The organism is Actinomadura citrea, assembly GCF_013409045.1.
Taxonomy (GTDB): Bacteria; Actinomycetota; Actinomycetes; order Streptosporangiales; family Streptosporangiaceae; genus Spirillospora; species Spirillospora citrea.
On record NZ_JACCBT010000001.1, the window covers coordinates 5,995,075 to 6,014,019 of the forward strand.

Annotated in this window: 13 protein-coding genes and 1 pseudogene; 9 read left to right on the forward strand and 5 right to left on the reverse strand. The window is 74.9% G+C overall.

All coding sequences use genetic code 11. From position 1 onward, the window contains the following. Positions 1–6: 6 nt before the first annotated feature. Positions 7–462 (reverse strand): peroxiredoxin, encoded by a 456-nt coding sequence (locus BJ999_RS27795; protein WP_179836000.1) that lies wholly within the window; start codon positions 460–462, stop codon positions 7–9. A 285-nt stretch (positions 463–747) separates the two neighbouring features. Here BJ999_RS27795 and BJ999_RS27800 point away from each other — a divergent pair, with 285 nt between their 5' ends. The 3 genes from BJ999_RS27800 to BJ999_RS27810 all read left to right on the forward strand — a co-directional run bounded on the left by BJ999_RS27800 (position 748) and on the right by BJ999_RS27810 (position 6,186). Then, entirely contained in the window at positions 748–2,001 is a 1,254-nt protein-coding gene (locus BJ999_RS27800; RefSeq protein ID WP_179836001.1) for a glycosyltransferase, read from the forward strand. 99 nt (positions 2,002–2,100) lie between these two features. After that, the gene (locus tag BJ999_RS43190) at positions 2,101–5,061 is read left to right on the forward strand and encodes a helix-turn-helix transcriptional regulator (protein ID WP_179836002.1); all 2,961 of its coding nucleotides are present in this window, start codon (positions 2,101–2,103) and stop codon (positions 5,059–5,061) included. Positions 5,062–5,358: 297 nt separating this feature from the next. Then, positions 5,359–6,186 carry a nitroreductase/quinone reductase family protein gene (locus tag BJ999_RS27810; RefSeq protein ID WP_218935267.1) on the forward strand — a complete coding sequence of 276 codons (828 nt, stop codon included), beginning with the start codon at positions 5,359–5,361 and terminating at the stop codon, positions 6,184–6,186. Between the two features lie 10 nt (positions 6,187–6,196). On the opposite strand, the gene BJ999_RS43740 is transcribed toward BJ999_RS27810, so the two are convergent. Beyond that, positions 6,197–7,261 (reverse strand): NAD(P)H-dependent amine dehydrogenase family protein, encoded by a 1,065-nt coding sequence (locus BJ999_RS43740; protein WP_179836004.1) that lies wholly within the window; start codon positions 7,259–7,261, stop codon positions 6,197–6,199. Further along, entirely contained in the window at positions 7,258–8,046 is a 789-nt protein-coding gene (locus tag BJ999_RS27820) for an SDR family oxidoreductase (RefSeq protein ID WP_179836005.1), read from the reverse strand. Before BJ999_RS27820 ends, BJ999_RS43740 begins: the two co-directional genes overlap by 4 nt. A gap of 225 nt (positions 8,047–8,271) precedes the next feature. Between BJ999_RS27820 and lanKC the strand changes: the two genes are divergently transcribed. From lanKC to BJ999_RS44105, 4 genes are read left to right on the forward strand one after another with little or no spacing between them, the layout of a single operon-like run. After that, the gene (lanKC, locus tag BJ999_RS27825; RefSeq protein ID WP_179836006.1) at positions 8,272–10,845 is read left to right on the forward strand and encodes a class III lanthionine synthetase LanKC; all 2,574 of its coding nucleotides are present in this window, start codon (positions 8,272–8,274) and stop codon (positions 10,843–10,845) included. 5 nt (positions 10,846–10,850) lie between these two features. After that, on the forward strand, positions 10,851–10,961 hold the full coding sequence (locus tag BJ999_RS27830; protein WP_089315262.1) for a SapB/AmfS family lanthipeptide: 111 nt from the start codon (positions 10,851–10,853) through the stop codon (positions 10,959–10,961). Between the two features lie 60 nt (positions 10,962–11,021). Beyond that, the gene (locus BJ999_RS41460; RefSeq protein WP_218935269.1) at positions 11,022–12,707 is read left to right on the forward strand and encodes an ATP-binding cassette domain-containing protein; all 1,686 of its coding nucleotides are present in this window, start codon (positions 11,022–11,024) and stop codon (positions 12,705–12,707) included. Further along, positions 12,704–14,548: an ATP-binding cassette domain-containing protein gene (locus BJ999_RS44105; RefSeq protein WP_373292816.1), complete on the forward strand. Its 1,845-nt coding sequence runs from the start codon at positions 12,704–12,706 to the stop codon at positions 14,546–14,548. The genes BJ999_RS41460 and BJ999_RS44105 overlap by 4 nt, the downstream gene beginning before the upstream one ends. On the opposite strand, the pseudogene BJ999_RS27840 reads toward BJ999_RS44105, so the two are convergent. Further along, positions 14,480–15,004 (reverse strand): annotated as a pseudogene (locus BJ999_RS27840) (response regulator transcription factor); the annotation flags it as partial. The gene BJ999_RS44105 and the pseudogene BJ999_RS27840 overlap by 69 nt on opposite strands. A gap of 287 nt (positions 15,005–15,291) precedes the next feature. Further along, the gene (locus BJ999_RS27845; RefSeq protein WP_179836008.1) at positions 15,292–16,245 is read right to left on the reverse strand and encodes an ornithine cyclodeaminase family protein; all 954 of its coding nucleotides are present in this window, start codon (positions 16,243–16,245) and stop codon (positions 15,292–15,294) included. 254 nt (positions 16,246–16,499) lie between these two features. Here BJ999_RS27845 and BJ999_RS27850 point away from each other — a divergent pair, with 254 nt between their 5' ends. Next, positions 16,500–17,573 (forward strand): S1 family peptidase, encoded by a 1,074-nt coding sequence (locus tag BJ999_RS27850; protein WP_229810523.1) that lies wholly within the window; start codon positions 16,500–16,502, stop codon positions 17,571–17,573. Between the two features lie 289 nt (positions 17,574–17,862). Further along, positions 17,863–18,918: a S1 family peptidase gene (locus BJ999_RS27855; RefSeq protein ID WP_229810524.1), complete on the forward strand. Its 1,056-nt coding sequence runs from the start codon at positions 17,863–17,865 to the stop codon at positions 18,916–18,918. The last annotated feature ends 27 nt before the right edge of the window (positions 18,919–18,945 follow it).

Below are 18,945 nucleotides of genomic sequence, written 5' to 3' on the forward strand. Positions count from 1 at the left end.
GCGGGGTCAGCCGCGGCGGGCCCTCAGGGCCTCCAGCGCCTTGTCGGCGTGGGTGTTCATGCGGACCTCGCTCTTGACGACCGCCAGGACGCTGCGGTCGGTGTCGATGACGAAGGTCTGGCGCTTGGTCGGCATGAGGGCCACGGAGCGCTTGACGCCGAAGCGCGCGCGGACCTCGCCGTCCGGGTCGGACAGCAGCGGGTAGCCGAGCGAGTGCTTGTCGGCGAACTCCTTCTGCTTGCCGACCGGGTCCGCGCTGATGCCCACCGGACGGGCGCCCGCCTCGGCGAGCTCGGCGACCACGTCGCGGAAATGGCAGGCCTCGGCGGTGCAGCCGGGGGTCATGGCCGCCGGGTAGAAGAACAGGACCACCGGGCCCTCGGCCAGCAGGCCGGTCAGGGTGCGCGGTTCGCCCGTCTCGTCCGGGAGTTCGAAGTCGTCGACGACATCACCGGGTTTCATGGGTCGAACCTAGCCGAGCAGGGCCGCGACCTCCCCGGCGGCCCTGTGGCCGCGCGCGGAACCCGTCGCGGGACAGGTTCGCGCCGTACGCCATGAACCGGACCGGTTCGTCGTCCGTCGGAAAAAGTATCGCCGCAGGGTGAGCGGCCTCCCGCCGGCGCCGGGGGCAGGTATTCCGTTTCGTCAGGTTTGACGGAGAGGGGGGAGGGATAGGAAACTGACCGAGCAGGTGTCTACGACGCAGATACCTCCGAGCTTCCCCTGCGTAGTCCCGGAGGATCCGTCATGCATCGCCCGCTTCACATCGCTCTGGTGTCCGCCTCCGACCTTGACGGCGAGCACCTGCAGTCAGTCCACGTCCGGGATCTCGCTCGTTCCCTCACCCGTCCGCTGGTCGCCGACGGTGAGCCGAACCAGGTCACGGTCTACACGCGCCGCCAGGACAGGGCCGCCCGCGGTCGCGTCCGGCTCGCGCCGGGCGCCTCCCAGGTGAACCTGGACGCCGGCCCCGCCCGCCCGCTGTCGGACGACGAACTGCTCCAGCACCTGCGCGACTTCGCCGACGGGCTGCGTCGCCGCTGGTCAGGCTCGGCGCGCCCCGACATCGTGCACGCGCACGGCTGGATCGGCGGCCTGGCCGCCTGCGCCGTCGCCCGCGAGCTCGGCATCCCCTTCGTGCAGAGCTACCACGGCGTGGCCGCCGTCGAGCGGCAGGCCGGACGCCAGGTCCACCCGCACCGCGACCGCCTGGAGAAGGCCATCGGGCGGGACGCCGACCTGGTCCTGGCCGGGCACGCCGAGGAGGCCACCGCGGTCGTGCGGACGGGCGTCCCGCGGCCGTCGGTCTCGGTCGTCCCCTACGGCGTGGACTCCGAGCACTTCTCGCAGGTCGGCCCGGCCATGCCGCACGGCGACCGGCCCCGCCTGGTGATCGTCAGCGAGGACCTCGGCGCCGACGCCGAGACCGCGCTGCGCGCCCTGGTGCACGTCCCCGACGCCGAGCTGGCCGTCGCCGGCGGCCCGGAGCGCGAGGACCTGGAGCACGACTCGGCCGTCCACCGGCTGCGGCTGCTGGCCAAGGAGCTGCACGTCGCCGACCGGGTCATCTTCCTCGGGCGGCTGCCCCGCAAGACCCTGCCGAAGCTGCTGCGGACCGCGAGCCTCGCGCTCTGCCTGGCCCCGCACCAGCCGTCCCCGGCGGTGCCGCTGGAGGCCATGGCCTGCGGCGTCCCCGTGGTGGCGACCCCGGTCGGCGGCAACGCCGACGAGGTCCTGGACCACATCACCGGCATCCACGTCCCGGCGGGACGGCCGGTCGTGATCGGGCGGGCGATCCGGCAGCTGCTGTCGGAGGACACCACCCTGCACGGCTACTCGATCGCCGCCGGCGACCGCGCGCGCTCCCGCTACTCCCTGGAGCGGGTCGCCGCCGAGACGCTCCGCGCGTACCTGAAGGTGCTGCCCGTCCCGGAGCCGGAGCCGGCGGAGGAGGACGAGGCGGGGCAGGAGACCGGCAAGGCCCCCGCCCTGGTCGGCTGACGCACACCGTCCCTGCGGGCCCCGGACCCTCCCGGTCCGGGGCCCGTTCACGTCCCCCCGGATGGAATACTCGACCGAGATGACCAGAAAGGGCAGTTCATGCTGATCGGCAGGGCGGCGGAGCTCGCGGAGCTGACCGCCGCGCTGGACCGCGCCGCCGCCGGCAGCGCGGGCGTCGTGCTGGTCAGCGGGGACGCGGGGGTCGGCAAGACGCACCTGGTGTCCGCGCTCACCGCCGCCGCCGTCGACCGCGGCTGCGCCGTGCTCGTCGGGCAGTGCGCCGAGCTGGGCGAGAGCATGCCCTACCTGCCGCTCACCGACGCCCTGTGGGCCGCCGCGCACGCCGGGACGCCGGAGTCGGACGAGGTCCGCTCCGCGCTCGACGCCCGGCCCGCGCTCGCGCGCCTGCTGCCCGACGGCGAGGGCGGCCCCGCCGCGGGATCCGAGCTCGGCCAGCAGCAGCTGTTCGGCGCGGTGCTCGGCCTGCTCGGGGAACTGGGCGACGAGCGGCCCGTGCTGCTGGTCCTGGAGGACCTGCACTGGGCCGACCGGTCGACGCGGCACCTGCTGACGTTCCTCAGCCGCGTCCTGCAGCGCGAGCGGGTCTGCCTCGTCGGGACGTACCGGTCCGACGACCTGCACCGGCGGCACCCGCTGCGGCCCGTGGTCGCCGAGCTGCTGCGGCTGCCGAACGTGACGGGCGTCGAGGTCCGCCCGTTCGGCCGGGGCGAGACGGCCCAGTACCTCGCCGAGCTGGCGCGCGGGTCCGCCCCGGTCACGGCACGGACCGTCGAGCGGGTGCACCGCCGGTCGGAGGGCAACCCCTTCTACGCCGCCGAGCTGTACTCCTCGGGCCTGGACGTCGGGGACACCGGGGACGACGGGGCGGCCGGGCTGCCGTCCGCGCTCGCCGACCTGCTGCTGTCGCGGATCGAGCGGCTGTCGGACGCGGGCCAGCGGGTGGTGCGGGTCGCGGCCGTGGCGGGGCGCCGCGTCGACGACGAACTGGTCCGCGTCGTGGCGGGGCTGGACGAGGCGACGGTCGGCGAGGCGCTGCGCGAGGTGGTGTCGCACCAGCTGCTCGTCCCGTCCGGCGCCGGGTACACGTTCCGGCACGCGCTGCTGCGCGAGGCCGTCTACGCCGACCTGCTGCCCGGCGAGCGGACCCGGCTGCACGCCGACTTCGCCCGGCTCCTGGTCGGCCTCCCCGACGGCACGCGCGGGTCGGCCGCCGAGCTGGCGCACCACAGCCTCGCCGCGCACGACCTGCCCGCAGCGTTCGCCGCGTCGGTCCGGGCCGGCCGGGAGGCCGACCGCCTCGCCGCGCCCGCCGAGGCCTACGAGCACTACGACCGGGCGCTGGAGCTGTGGGACGCCGTCGCCGACCCGGAGGCCGCCGCCGGCACGGACCGGATGCGCCTGTCGCTGGCGGCCGCCCAGGCGTCCGCGCGGGCCGGCGAGCTGCGGCGGGCGGTGCACCGGCTGCGCCGGGTGCTGGCCGCGGCCGACCCCGCCGACGTCCGGCTCGGCTGCCTGCTGCGCGAGCACCTGGCCGGCTACCTCGGCGACATCGACGAGGACGCCGAGTCGCAGGCGGTGGCGCGGGAGGCGGTGGCGATGCTGCCGGCCGACCCGCCGACCGTCGAGCGCGCCGACGCGCTCGCCACCTACGCCCGGACGCTGATGTACCGGGACGCGGCCGGGGAGATGCCCGAGTTCGCCGAGCGCGCCATCGAGACGGCGCGCGAGGCGGGCGCCACCGGCGCCGAGGCCAGCCTGCTGGTCACGCTCGGCCTGTACCGCGAGTCGCGGGAGGCCGACACCGGCGTCGCGGAGGTGTTCGCCCGCGCCCACGAGCTGGCCGCGGCGGCCGGCGACAGCTCCATGATCGCGATGCGGGCCTCCTTCCACCTCGCCCGGACGAAGTTCGACCGCGGCGACCTCGCGGGCGCGGTCCGTGCTGCCGACGCGGGCGTGAAGTTCGCCGTGGACAACGGCCTCGTGTGGAGCACGTTCGGCATCGTGCTGCGGTCCCTGCGCTACCTCGTCCACTACACGTCGGGGGACTGGGCGGAGGCGGGCCGGCTCGCCGACGAGTTCGCGGTCCAGGTCGTCCGCACGCCCGAGGCGCAGGTGTCGGCGTACGCCCTGTTCCTGGAGGTCGCGCAGGGCGCCCCGACGGTCGAGCAGCGGCTGCGCTGGATCGCTCCGCTGCGGGCGCAGGACGGGTTCGTCAACTACCTCTCCCGGGGGCTCGCCGCCGAGCAGGCGCTGTGGCACGGCGACCCCGAGACGGCCGCCGAGCACGTCCGCGACGTTCTCGACACCGTCTACATCGAGACGGTCGGGGCCATCCGCATCGCGGCGACCGGGCTCTGGGCGGAGGCCGACCGGGCGGCCCGGGCCCGCGCCGCCGGGGACGAGGAGGCGCTGCGGGCGGCGCGGGAGACCGGCGACATGCTCCTGCGGATCGCGCGCAGCGTCGTCGCGGTCAACGTCGACGGGCAGCCGCGCGCCTGGCTCGGCTGGGAGGGGCAGGGCTGGCTGGCGCGCGCCGAGGCCGAGCGCCGCCGCCTGGACGGCGTCCACGACGTGGAACTGTGGCGCAGGACGGCCGAGCTGTTCACCTACGGCGACTCCGACGGCGGGTTCGTCTACGAGGTGGCGCGGTCGCGGTGGCGGCTGGCCGAGGCGCTGGCCGAGAACGGCGACCGGGACGAGGCCGCCGTGCAGTGGCGGGCGGCCGTGCAGGCCGCCGAACGGCTCGGTGCCAGGCCGCTGCTGGCCGCGCTGCGCGACCTCGGCGTCCGCGCCCGGCTCGGGACCGGCCGCGCGGGCGCGGCGCCCCGGACCGCGCCGTCCGGTCCGCTCGACTCCCTCACCGGACGGGAGCGGGAGGTGCTGAAGCTCGTCGCCGAGGGCCGCAACAACCGGGAGATCGCGGCGGCGCTGTTCATCTCCCCCAAGACGGCGAGCGTGCACGTGTCGAACATCCTCGGCAAGCTGAACGTCTCCAGCCGCACCCAGGCCGCCGCCGTCGCCCACCGCGAGGGCACCTGATCTTGCCATTCCGGACCGGGCGCCGGTAATGTGCATTTCGTGACTGCCGGGTCGGCCATGGGCCACGAGCGAGTGAGGTTCCCGGCCTCCGAGTGAGGCCGCGGCGGGCCCGAGGCCCGCCTCTTCCACTCCCCTTTCTCTTCATCTTCCGCGCGCGCCGCGCATCGTTCTTCGCGCGCGCAGCGCGACGTCATCAGGCATGCCCGTGCTTTCGGCATGCCCTTGTACCACCTTTCCGAAGCCACGGCCGCGCGTTCTTTCCGTGGCTTGTTCGCCATGCCCGAAAACAGGAGACAAATGGATTTCAACAAGCAGATCATCGAGGAGTTCCGCGCGAACGGCGGACGGGTCGGCGGCCCGTTCGAGGGCGGGCGGCTGCTCCTGCTGACCACGACCGGGGCGCGGAGCGGCGCCCCGCACACGACGCCGCTCGGCTACCTGCCCGACGGCGTCGGGCGCGTCCTGGTCATCGGCTCGGCCGGTGGCGCGCCGAGGAACCCGGCCTGGTTCCACAACCTGGTCGCGAACCCGCGCGTCACGGTCGAGAGCGGCGCCTTCACCTACGAGGCCGACGCGGTCGTCCTGGAAGGGGACGAGCGCGACCGCGCCTTCGCCCGGGCCGCCGAGGCCGATCCCGGCTGGGCCGGGTACGAGGAGAAGTCGGGACGGACGCTCCCCGTCGTCGCCCTGGTCCAGGTCGCCGCCGGGCCGCCCTCCGGGCCGGAGTCGCCCAGCGCCATGCTGGTCGCGGTGCACGACGCGTTCCGCGGGGAGCTGGAGCTGATCCGCAAGGAGGTCGCCGCGTCCGGGGCCGCCGTGGGCGCTCAGCTGAGGGTCAACTGCCTGACGATGTGCCAGGGGCTCGGTCACCACCACATGGGTGAGGACCAGCAGATGTTCCCCTTGCTGGAGCGGCGCCACCCCGAGCTGGCCCCGGCGCTGGCGGAGCTGAGGGACGAGCACGCGACGATCAGCGCGCTGCTGGAGGAGCTGCGCCGCGTCCTCGACGCCGGCGACTCCGCGTCGCTGCGCGCCGAGGTCGACCGGCTCACCGCCGCCCTGGGGGCGCATCTCGACCGCGAAGAGGAGCGGCTCGTCCCGCTCCTGGACGCCCTGGAGTTCTAGGAGCGGGCTCCTAGAGGAGGCCGCGGCCGGGGATCAGCGGCAGGTCCAGGGCGGTGAGCAGGCCGGGGGGCGCCTCGACGACGGCGGGGACGGCGTTGACGAGGCGCATCGCGGTGGCCTTCAGGCCCGCGGTGTTGTGGTCGCCGTCGGTGCCGAGGAGCCGCAGGTCCACCGTGTAGTTCGGCTCGCCGCGGACCTCGACCCGGTAGCAGCCCGCGCCGGCGGGCTGCGGCCAGTCGGGGGCGAGGTCGTCGCGGAGCCGGGTGACGTGCTCCAGGACGACGACGGCCTCGCCGCCGCGCATGCCCCGCACCTCGAACCGCAGCGCCGCGGCCGTGCCCTTCTCGATGGTCCCGGCGGAGACGGCGAAGGTCTCGGGCGCGGGGAGGCGGGTGTGCCCCTCGGTGATGCCGTCCAGTTCCACGCCGAGGCCGGCGGCGATCTGCCGAACGACGCTCCCCCACGCCATGGTGAGGACGCCGGGCTGCAGCAGCATCGGCGCGTCGTCCAGCGGGCGCCCGAAGCCCATGATGTCGAACAGGACCGTGGCCTGGTCGTAGGTGTTGTAGTTCAGGATCTCCATGCAGCGGACCTGCTCGATGCGCTCGCTGATGCCGGTGACGGCGAGCGGGAGCACGTCGTTGGCGAAGCCGGGGTCGATGCCGTTGACGAAGACGGACGCCCCGCCGGCCGCGGCCGCCTCCCGCACCGGGTCCGACATCCCGGCCGGGACGACGCCGTCCGGGAACTGCAGGAACACCGGGCTGCTGGAGACGACGTTCACCCCGGCGCGCAGGATGCGGCACAGGTCGTCGATCGCCTCCATCAGCCGGACGTCGGCCATCGAGGTGTAGACGACGCAGTCGGGCCGCAGGGCCAGCAGCGCCTCGGCGTCGCCGGTGGCGGTGACGCCGAGGTCGCGGCCGAGGCCCGCCAGGTCGCCGGCGTCCCGGCCGACCTTGGCCGGGTTGGAGACCCACACCCCGGCGAGTTCGAGGTCGGGGCGGGCGTCGATGCCGGCGATCGCGTGCCGCCCGACGTTGCCGGTGCTCCACTGGACGACGCGGTAGGTCACAGATCCTCCAGGCCGAGGTCGAGGTTGGGGGCCTCGATGCCGCCGTCCACGCGCAGCACGCTGCCGGTGACGTAGGCGGAGGCGGGCGCGGCGAGGTAGAGGACGGCGGCGGCGACGTCCTCGGGCTCGCCGACGCGGCGCAGCGGCGTCCTGCGCTCCATCTCGGTGCGCAGTTCGTCGCTGGTCATGACGACGTCGAGCGCGGACGTCGCGACGGAGCCGACGGCCACGGCGTTGACGCGCACGCGCGGGGCCAGGTCGAACGCGGCGAGCCGGGTGTAGTGGGCGAGGGCCGCCTTGGCGCTGCCGTAGGCGAGGTAACCGCGGCCCGCGATGCGCCCCATGGCCGAGGAGATGTTGACGACGCTGCCGCCGTCCGCCTTCAGCAGGTGCGGGACTGCCGCGCGGGTCAGCGCGTGCGCGGTGCCCACGTTGAAGCGGAACGCCTTCTCCATGTGCCGGGGGGAGGTGTCCAGGAAGGCGGCGGGCATGGCGCCGCCCATGTTGTTCACCACGATGTCCAGGCGGCCGAACTCGCCGGCGGCGAGGTCCGCCAGCTCGGCGGCGGTCTCGGGGTCGGCCAGGTCGGAGGGGACGACCAGGGCCCGCCGCCCGGCCGCCTCGATCCCGGCGGCGACCTCGTCGAGCTGCTCGCGCGTCCGGGAGGAGATCACCACGTCGGCGCCCGCCTGGGCGAGCGCGACCGCGGTGGCCGCTCCGATCCCCCGGCCCGCGCCGGTCACCACCGCCACCCTGCCGTCGATTCGGAACCGCTCCGAGATCACCGGCGTCACCTCCGGTCCGTCGCCTCGCCGCCCGCACAGCCTACGCAGGAACTAGAACCTGTTTCAATACCAGTGTGACGGGCGGCGCGTGACGGGCGCACGCCGGCGGACGGTACATCTTCACGGGTCATTCGTGATGTCCGCTACTAGTCCATTTCCGACATGCCTGCAATTCTTTCCCCTGTGCGTTCCGGCAACCGGCGCACAGGAAAGGGGAAACCGGCCGTGGACAAGGGGTACGAGCTTTACTGCCTCGCAGACGAGCTCTTTTACGATGCTCCGCCGGTGGCCCGTAGCACCGACTTCGACATCACTCGGCGGGAACTCCCCGAGGGCTGGGAAAAGGTCTTCGGCGACGAGTGGGTCGTCTATGTGCCGCCGGTGCAGCGCGCCCCCGAGCAGGGCTGGAAAGTGCACGTCTCGGGGTGCCCGGAAAGCGCGGAGGAGTCGCTCGCCGGCACGTGGGAATACTGCGTCGCCCGGGGAATCGAGTTCAAGCACCTGCGCGGCCCGGGGACGCTCCGGAGGCGCAACGCCAAGTACGCGCCGCGCGGGGCGAGCGGGAAGCTCGTCACGATCTACCCTGAGGACGAGCGCGAGCTGGCGGAGGTGCTCACCGGGCTCGGCGCGCGGCTGGACGGCCTCCCCGGCCCGTACATCCTCAGCGACCTGCGCATCGGTGAGGGCCCGCTGCACGTCCGGTACGGCGGCTTCGCGGAGCGCCGGTGCCTGGACGAGCAGGGGCGGCTCGTGCCAGCGCTGCGCGACGGCTCCGGGGAACTGGTGCCGGACCGGCGCGATCCCGTCTTCTCCGTCCCCGGCTGGGTGAGCCTTCCCGACTGCCTGGAAGCGCATCTCAAGGCACGCGGCGCCACGACGACGACCGATCTGCCCTACCGGATCGACACGGCCCTCCACTTTTCCAACGGGGGCGGTGTCTACGCGGCTACCGACACCCGAAGCGGGACGAAGGTGGTACTGAAAGAAGGGCGCCCCTATGCGGGCCTCGCCGCCGACGGCGCGGACGCGGTGACCCGGCTCCGGCGTGAGCGGGACATTCTGGAAAAGCTCGACGGGATCGACGGCGTGCCCGCCGTTCTCGACTGGTTCACGCTCGGCGAGCACCATTTCCTGGTCCAGGAGTTCATCGAGGGGCGCACGCTCAACACCTTCTTCGCCGAACGGCACCCGATGCTCGATCCCGAGCCGGATCCCGCGAAGACCGCCGAGTACACCACATGGGCGCTGCGCGTCCACGCAGGGGTGGAACGCGTCATCGCCGCCATCCACGAGCGCGGCGTGGTCTTCAACGACCTGCACATGTTCAACGTGATGGTGCGGCCGGACGACTCGGTCGCGCTGATCGACTTCGAGACGGCGGCGCCCGCGGCCGACGGCGGCCGGCAGACCCTCGCCAACCCCGCGTTCCTCGCCCCGCCCGACCGGCGCGGCGCCGAGGTGGACCGCTACAGCCTCGCCTGCCTGCGGCTCGCCCTGTTCGTCCCGCTGACCACGCTGTTCGTGATCGACCGGGGCAAGGCGCGGCAGCTCGCCGACCTGATCGCCGAGAACTTCCCCGTCCCCCGGGCGTTCCTGGACGAGGCGGTCGCGCAGATCGCCCGGGACGTCGTGCCCGCCCCCGCACCGGCGTTCACTCCGGACGCCCCCGGCTGGGAGCGCGCCAGGGACGCCCTCGCACGGGCGATCCTCGAGAGCGCCACCCCCGAGCGCGCCGACCGGCTCTTCCCCGGCGACGTGGAGCAGTTCTCCGGCGCGTCGCTCGGGCTCGCGCACGGCGCCGCCGGCGTCCTGTACGCGCTGGACGCGACGGGCGCCGGCCGGGTCCCGGCCCACGAGGAGTGGCTGGCGGAGCGGGCGGCGAACCCGCGCCGCGGAACCGGGATCGGCCTGTACGACGGCCTGATGGGCGCCGCGTACGTGCTGTCCCGCCTCGGCCACCGGGACGCCGCGCTCACCGCCGCCCGGCACTGCCTGGGCGAACGGTGGGAGCGGCTCGGCGACGACCTCTACGGCGGCCTGCCGGGAGTCGCGCTCGTCCTGGACCACCTCGCCGGCGCGACCGGCGACGCGTTCCTGCGCGAGGCGGCCCGCCGCTGCGTGGAGATCGTGGCGGAGCGGTCCGGCGGAGGGGGCGGCGCGCGTCCCGGCCTCATGCACGGCGGCGCCGGCGCGGCGCTGATGTTCGTCCGCGCCTACGAGCGCGACGGGAACCCCGAGCTGCTCGACCTGGCCGCCGCCGCGCTGCACCGCGACCTCGCCGCCTGCGTCACCGACCACAACGGCGCCCTGCACGTCGACCAGGGCAGCCGGGTGCTGCCCTACCTCGGCCGCGGCAGCGTCGGCATCGGCCTCGTCCTGGACGAGTACCTGGCCCACCGGGCGGACGAGCGGTTCGAGGCGGCGCGCGACGCCGTCCGCCTCGCCGCGATGTCCCGGTACTACGCGCAGCCGAGCCTGTTCAGCGGGCGTGCCGGGATGCTGCTCCACCTGGCCCGGCACGCCCGGTCGGGCCTCGACCCGGCGGACGGGGCGCGGGTGGAGGGGCACGTCCGCGACCTCGCCTGGCACGCGCTGCCGTACGCGGGCGGGCTGGCGATGCCGGGCGAGCACATGTACCGGCTGTCGATGGACCTCGCGACCGGCACCGCCGGGGTGCTGCTCGCGCTCGGCGCGGCCCTCCACGACCCGGCCCCCGGACTGCCGTTCCTCGGGACGGCGCACCGACCCCCCGTGGGGACCCCCACGGCGGCCACCTCTATCCAGCCCGAAAGGAGGTGAAGAACATGGCGCTTCTCGACCTTCAGGGGATGGTGAGCGAGAACGGCGGCGGCGGCGGCAACAGCAGCCTCAGCCTGCTCTGCCACAGCTCCCACAGCATCACGATCTGCCTGTGATGACGCTGGCGGCCACGGCCCTCTTCCGGGGCCGTGGCCGCCACCGTGTTTGGAGACCCCATGACCTCCCCTCCCCCGGCGCCCGGCGCGGACCGGCTGCTGCTGCGCGCCGCCGGCCGCGCCCGCGGCTGGACGGCGCTCGTCGCGGCCACCGCCCTGGCGGACGCGGCGGCGGCCGTCCTGCTCCCGTTCGCGCTGGCCCGCGCGATCGACGCGGTCCCGCCGGGCGGGACCCCCGCCTCGGCCGCGCTGTGGCCCTGCGTCGCGCTGGTCGCGGCGTCCGCGGCGGCGGAGGTGCTGTCGGAGCTCGCGACCGGCTGCGCGGCCGCGCGGGCGACGGCGTGGCTGCGGCACACCCTCGTCCGGCACCTGCTGGCGGCGGACCCGGCGCCGCGCGTCCCGCCGGGGGACGTGGCCGGACGCATGGTGGGCGGCGCGGCCGAGGCGGGCGTGGCGCCCGCCGCCGCGACCGAGGCCGCGGCCGGGCTGCTGCCGGCCGCCGGGGCGCTCGCCGCCCTCTGCCTCATCGACTGGCGGATCGCGGCGGCGATCGCGGCCGCACTGCCTGCGGTGGCGTTGCTGATGCGCGCGTTCGTCCGCGACATCACCGCGTCCGCGCACCGCTACCTCACCGTCCAGGGCACGATCGCGGGCCGCCTCGCCGAGGCCATCGCCGGGACCCGGACGATCGCCGCCGCCGGCACGGCGGGACGCGAGGCGGCGCGCATCCTCGGCCCCCTCCCCGGCCTGCGCGCCGAGGGCGAGGCGATGTGGCGGGTGCAGGGCGGCATCGCGGCGCGCGGCCTGCTGGCGCTGCTGCTCCTGCAGGTCGCGGCCGTCGGGATCGCCGGCGCCGAGCTCGCGGCGGGCCGCGTCACGCCGGGCGAGCTGGTCGCGACCGTCCAGTACGCGGGGCTCGCCGCCGGGTTCGGGCCCGTCCTCACCCAGCTGCTCCGCCTCGGCCGCGCCCGCGCCGGCGCCCGCCGCGCCGCGGAGATCCTGGCGTGGCCCGCGCGGCGCCACGGCACCGGCGACGTCCCGCCGGGCCCCGGCCGCCTGGAGTTCCGCGGGGTCGCCGTCCCCGGCGCGCTGGACGGCCTGGACCTCACGGTCCCCGGCGGGCGCGCCGTCGCCGTCGTGGGGCGTTCCGGCTCCGGCGCCTCCGCGCTCGCCGCGCTCGCCGGGCGGCTCGCCGACCCCGACCGCGGCGAGGTGCTGCTGGACGGCACGCCCCTCCCCCGGCTCGGCCGGACGGCGCTGCGCCGCGAGATCGGCTACGCCTTCGCCCGGCCGGCGCTGTTCGGCGCGACCGTCCGCGACGCCATCGCCTTCGGTCCCTCGCGCCCGCCGGACACCTGGCTGCGCGAGGCGGCGCGGGCCGCCCGCGCCGACGGCTTCATCCGCCGCCTCCCGCGGGGCTACGGCACACCGCTCGCGGAGGCGCCGCTGTCCGGCGGGGAGCTGCAGCGCGTGGGCCTGGCCCGCGCGTTCGCCCACGCCGGACGCGTCCTCGTCCTGGACGACGCGACCTCCAGCCTCGACACCGTGACCGAACTGCAGATCACCGACGCGCTGCTCGACCGGTTCGCCGACCGGACCCGCCTGATCGTGGCCCACCGCGCCTCCACCGCCGCCCGCGCCGACCTGGTCGTCTGGCTGCACGAGGGCCGCGTCCGCCGGGTCGCCCCGCACGAGGTCCTCTGGCCCGACCCCGACTACCGCGCGGTCTTCGGGGGTCCGGCGTGATCGGGAGGCGGGAGGCGGCGCGGGTCCTGTGGCGCGGTGCCGGGGACGCCGTCCGGGCGCGCCCGCGGGCGGTGGCGCGGGCCGCCGGGTGGTCGGCGGTGGAGGCCGTGCCCACGGCGGTGTTCGGGCGGGCCGTCGGGGAGGCCACCGACGCGTTCCGGACGGGCCGCACGTCCGCCGCGGTCGCCTGGCTCGGCGCCCTCGCCGTGTCGGCCCTGGTGGGGGCGGTCGGGAGCCGGCGGCTGTATCCGGCGCTGGCCGCGATCGTGGAGCCGTTCCGGGACGACCTGGTGAGGCGGGTCGCGACGGGGGCGCTGCACCGGTCGCTGCGGGGACGGCCCGACACGGGCGCGGTCGCGCGGCTCACCCACCAGGTGGAGATCGTCCGGGACACGTTCGGCGGGCTGCTCGTCGTCGCGCGCGGGTTCGCGTTCACGGCCGGGGCGGCGCTGCTGGGGCTGGCGACGATGACGCCGGAGGTGGTGGCGCTGGTGCTGCCGCCGCTCGTGCTCGGGCTGGCGCTGTTCGGGGCGGTGTTCGGGAGGGCGGCCGCGCGTCAGCGGGAGCTCGTCGTCGGCGAGGAGGAGATCGCCGAACGGACCACCGCCCTGGCCGCCGGGCTGCGGGACGCCGTCGGGTGCGGCGGCGAGGACCTGCTGCGGGCGGAACTGGGCGCCGCCGTGGAGGCGCAGGCGGCGGCCGGGCGCGCGGTGGCGCGGCTCGCGGCGGTGCGCGCCGTCGCCCTCGCGGTGAGCGGCTGGCTGCCGCTGCTGCTGGTCCTCGCGGCGGCGCCGTGGCTGATGCGGCGCGGCGCCACGGCGGGGACGGTGATCGGCGCGCTGACCTACGTCCTGCACGGGTTGCAGCCGGCGCTGCGCACGCTCGTGCACGGGATGGGCGGCAGCGGGCTGCGGCTGGCGGTGACGCTCGGCCGGATCCTGGAGACGGGCGCGCCGGACGCGCCCGTCCCGCCCGAGCCCGCCGCGCCCGTGCCGGGGGCTCCGGCGGTGGAGCTGCGCGGCGTGACCTTCGCCTACGGGGACGGCGCGCGGCCGGTGATCGAGAACCTGGACCTGGTCGTCCCGCCCGGCGACCACCTGGCCGTGGTGGGGCCGAGCGGGATCGGCAAGTCGACGCTGGCGGCGCTGATCGCGGGGCTGGCCGCGCCCGGCGCGGGCGAGGTCCTGGTGGACGGGCGGCCGGCGGGCGACCCGGGCCGCCGGGTGCTCGTCCCGCAGGAGGCGTACGTCTTCAGCGGCACCCTCCTCGACAACCTCACCTACCACGCGCCGGACGCCGGCCCGTGCGAGGCGGGCCGGGCCGTGGACGCGCTGGGGCTGGCGCCGCTCGTCCGCGACCTCGGCGGGTACGGGGCGCGGCTGGAGCCCGGCGCGCTGACCGAGGCCCAGCGGCAGTGCGTCGCGCTGTGCCGGGCCTACCTCGCGCCGCAGCCCGTCGTCATCCTGGACGAGGCCGCGTACCGGCTCGACCCGGCCGCCGAGGCGCGGATGGAGGAGGCGTTCGCGCGGCGGCCCGGCACGCTGGTCGTCATCGCGCACCGGATCAGCTCGGCGATGCGCGCCCGCCGCGTCCTGGTGCTGGACGGGACCCGCGCCCACCTCGGGCGGCACGCGGACCTGCCCGCGGTGTGCCCGCTGTACCGGGACCTGATCGGCCGCTGGGAGGAGGGCTCACAGCCACCCGGCGTCCTCGGCGATCCGGATGGCCTGGACCCGGTTCTCCGCGCCGATCTTGCGGTTGATGCGGGAGAGGTGGTTGCGGACGGTGCCGATCGTCAGGACGAGGTCCTCGGCGATCTGCGCCGCGGAAGCGCCCCGTGACGCCAGGGTGAGGACCTCGATCTCCCGTTCGGTGAGCGGGCTCTGGGCCGAGCCCAGTTCGGTGAAGGCCATGTCGGGGTCGATGACGCGCGCGCCCTCGGCCGCCCGCCTGATCGCGTCCACGAGTTCGCCCGGCGAGGTGTCCTTCAGCACGAGCCCGGCCGCCCGCGCGTCCACCGCGCGCCGCAGGTCGCCGGTACGGCAGCGGCCCGCCATGAGGACGGTGCGGCACTCCGGGACGGCCTCGCGTAACGCCCGGGCGGCCGTGAATCCGTCCAGGTCGGGCAGCCCGACGTCGATCAGTGCGACGTCGGGCCGCCGTCTGCGCGCCGTGCGGAGCACCTGATCGCCCGAGCCGACCGCCGCCACCACGTCGAGGTCCTTCACCCGGTCGAACAGCGCGACCAGCCCGCTGCGCAGGAGAGGCGCCCCCTCCGCGAGCAGAATCCGAATCATTTTCGTCTCCAACACGGCCACCCGTCCGCGGCCCGAGAAGGGAACAATCACCGAACGCGCTTCTAATATGAAGTCAGGGCGGTGGCCGAGAAGGGCTGCCGGAGATTCGGTCAGCGCGAAATCGAATTTTCATTAGGTCACCTTCGACAGGCCTCGCGACTACTGAAGTCTTACCGGACGGAGCCAACACTATTCACTGCGTCATTGTAAAGACACCGGGAAAACCAGGAATCCAGCGCTGGGTATTCCGCCAATTAGCGGCCGTACACCTGATGGCCGAAACCGGTTCAGCCGAGGAAATCGAACTCCGCGCCGGCGCCCGCGGCGCGGGCCGCGGTGTAGGCCGTCCAGCTCAGCACGAGGTCCTGCCAGGGCAGCCCGACGGGCGCGTACACCGTGATCTCGCCGTCCTTCACCCGCCCGGGCACCTGGCCGCGCATCAGGTCGCGCAGCGTCCCGGCGGCGTGCTCGACGTCCAGGCCCGCGCCCGCCAGCACGCCCATCTCGACGGCCAGGGGGACGTCGTCGACGACGACGCGGGCGCCCTCCAGCAGGTCGGCCCCCAGTTCCGCCTTGCCGGGCTGGTCCGCGCCGAGCGAGGTGAGGTGCGTCCCGGGGGCCACGTCGGCGGCGTGCAGCAGGGGGCGGCGCGCCCAGGTCGCCAGGACGACGATCCCGGCGTCCCGGACGGCGGCGCGCGGGTCGGGCGCCACGGTCGCGGGCGCGTCCAGCCGGGCGCCGTGCCGCGCGGCGAAGTCCGCGGCGCGGGCGGCGTCCAGGTCGAACACGGTGAGGCCGCGCACCTCCCGCAGCTCGCCCAGGCCCCGCATGACCAGTTCGGCCTGCGCGCCCGCACCGATCACCGCGACCGAGCCGGCCGCGGGGCGCGCCAGGACGTGGGTTCCGAGCGCGGCGGCCAGGCCGGTGCGCCAGGCGGTCACGGTCGCCGAGTCCAGCAGGGCCAGCAGCTCGCCGGTCCCGAGGTCGTGCAGGCAGACGACGCCGCGCAGCGCCGGCCGGCTGCCGGGGAACTTGGCGTTCACCTTCACCGTGTAGGCGGGGATCCCCTCGACCACGCCCGGCATCAGCGCCGTCGCGGTGCCCTGCTCCGGCAGCTCGACGATCACCCGGCGGGCGGCGGCCCCGCCGTCCTCGGCCGTGAAGCCGCGGCGCAGGGCGTCCAGGCAGGGGGCGGGGTCGAGCAGCGACTCAAGGATGGAACGGGCCAAGAGGAGCGTCACCGGACCATCCTCCCGCGCCCCCGAGGCCGGCGTCACCCCGGGAGGGCACCCCATTGGACCTCCCGTCCCGCCCGAAACCAGCTAAACGGACAGTCCTCCCCGAGGATCGACCACGGAACCCGCACCCATTGTGACAATCCGTAGATGGTCGATTAGTCACTTTCTCGACTTACATGGGCGTTCAGGAATCTTCCAGCATGACCCGTGACCTCCGGCGCGCCATTCGGGCGCGCCCAATCCCCCCTGGAGGCACAGTGAAGATCCGTCCTACCCGCGTCCGCGGAGCCGCCGCCACCGTGGCGGCGTCCGGGCTCGTGGCGACCGCCCTGGTCGCCGTCCCCGCCGCGAACGCGACCCTCGACGCGCCCGGCGGGGGCGTCACCACCCGATCCGACACCGGTGGGGTGGCCGCGAAGCTGGCGCAACGGCTCGGCGACCGCAGCGCCGGCGCCTACGTGGACCAGGCGACCAGGAACCTGGTCGTCACGGTCACCGACGCCAAGGCCGCGCAGGCGGTCAGGGCCGCCGGGGCCGTGCCGAAGAGCGTCGCGCGCAGCGGCTCGGACCTGAAGAAGGTCATGGCCGCGCTCAAGCGCGACGCGACCGTCCCGGGCACCGCCTGGGCCGTGGACCCGGCCGCCAACCAGGTCGTCCTCACCATGGACAGCACGGTCAAGGGCGCCCGGTTCACCAAGGTGCGCAGCGCCGCGACCAAGCAGGGCGCGGCCGTGCGCACCACGCGGGTCGCGGGGAGGTTCCGCATGTTCACCGCCGGCGGCGACCCGATCTACACCGGCAGCGCCCGCTGCTCCCTGGGCTTCAACGTCAGGAAGGGAAGCGAGTACTACTTCCTGACGGCGGGGCACTGCACCGAGGCGGGCTCCACCTGGACCGACGAATCGGGAGGCGCGCTCGGCGGCAACGCCGGCAGCAGCTTCCCCGGCAACGACTACGGCCTCGTCAAGTACGACTCCAGCCCGGAGGACACGCAGGGCGGCGTCACGGTCAACGGACAGTTCCAGGACATCACCGGCGCCGCCGACGCCACGGTCGGCGAGACCGTGACCCGCAGCGGCAGCACCACCGGCGTCCACGACGGGCAGGTCACCGCGCTCAACCAGACGGTGAACTACCAGGAGGGCAGCGTCAGCGGCCTCATCCAGACGACGGTGTGCGCCGAACCGGGCGACAGCGGCGGCCCGCTGTTCGCCGGGTCGAGCGCGGTCGGGCTGACCTCGGGCGGCAGCGGTGACTGCTCGTCCGGGGGCGTCACGTTCTTCCAGCCCGTGACCGAGCCGCTGTCGGCGTTCGGGGTCGAGATCTACTAGCCGGCCCCTCGGCGGCCCGCCGGAGCTCCCAGGCGGCGGGAAGCCGGAGAGGTTTCGGTCCCGGTCCTTTTTCCGCCCCGGCGAAAGGACCGGGACCGAACATCGTTCTTACCCGGCGCGCGGCGGATGGCATTGCCGGACTGACCACGGGCGCCGCTTCGAGAGTGCCAACGGGAACGTGTCGAATTAGTCACCTTCTGCGTCTTACGTCCGCCTTGACTGTTCTTACACCATGTCGATGACCTCCGGCGCACCACTCGGGTGCGCCCTATCCCCCGTGGAGGCACAAGTGAAGATCCGTCACAGGCGCGTCCGTGCCGCGGCCGTCACCACGGCCGCGGCCGGCCTGGTGGCCGCCACCCTGGCCACCGCTCCCACCGCGTCCGCGGCTCCGGCGGCTCCCGCCGCACCGGCCGCTCCCGGCGACGTCGCGACGTCCCTGGCGAACCAGCTCGGAACCCGCAGCGCGGGCTCCTACCTCAAGGACGGCAAGCTGGTCGTCACGGTCACCGACGCGCAGGCCGCCCAGGCCGTGCGCGCCGCGGGCGCGGTGCCGCGGACCGTCGCGCGCAGCGGCGCGGACCTGAAGAAGGTCGAGGCCGCGCTCAAGCGCGAGGCGACCGTCCCGGGCACCGCCTGGGCCGTGGACCCCGCGAGCAACCAGGTCGTCCTCAGCGTGGACAGCACGGTCAAGGGCGCCCGGCTCACGAAGGTCCGCGCCGCCGCGAGCAGGCAGGGCGCGGCGGTCCGCACCGAGAGCGTCGCCGGGAGGTTCCAGACGCTCACCCGAGGCGGCGAGGCCATCTACACCGGCGGCGCCAGGTGCTCGCTGGGCTTCAACGTCAGGAGGGGAAGCGGCTACGCCTTCATCACCGCCGGGCACTGCACCAACATCGGTTCGACCTGGACCGACAGCTCGGGCCGGACGCTGGGCCGCACCGCCGGCAGCAGCTTCCCCGGCAACGACTACGGCATCGTCACGTACTCCTCGACGCCCACCGACACGCAGGGCACGGTCAGCCTCTACAGCGGCACCCGCGACATCACCAGCGCCGGAAACGCCGCGGTCAACCAGACCGTGTACCGCAGCGGCAGCACCACCGGCCTGCACAACGGCCGGGTCACCGCGCTCAACCAGACGGTGAACTACCAGGAGGGCAGCGTCAGCGGCCTCATCCGCACGACGGTGTGCGCCGAGCCGGGCGACAGCGGCGGCTCCCTGTTCGCCGGGAACACCGCGCTCGGCCTGACCTCGGGCGGCAGCGGCAACTGCTCCTCGGGCGGGACGACGTTCTTCCAGCCCATCACCGAGCCGCTGTCGGTGTACAGCGCGTCCGTCTACTAAAGAACCCCAGGAGGCTCCCCCGCAGCG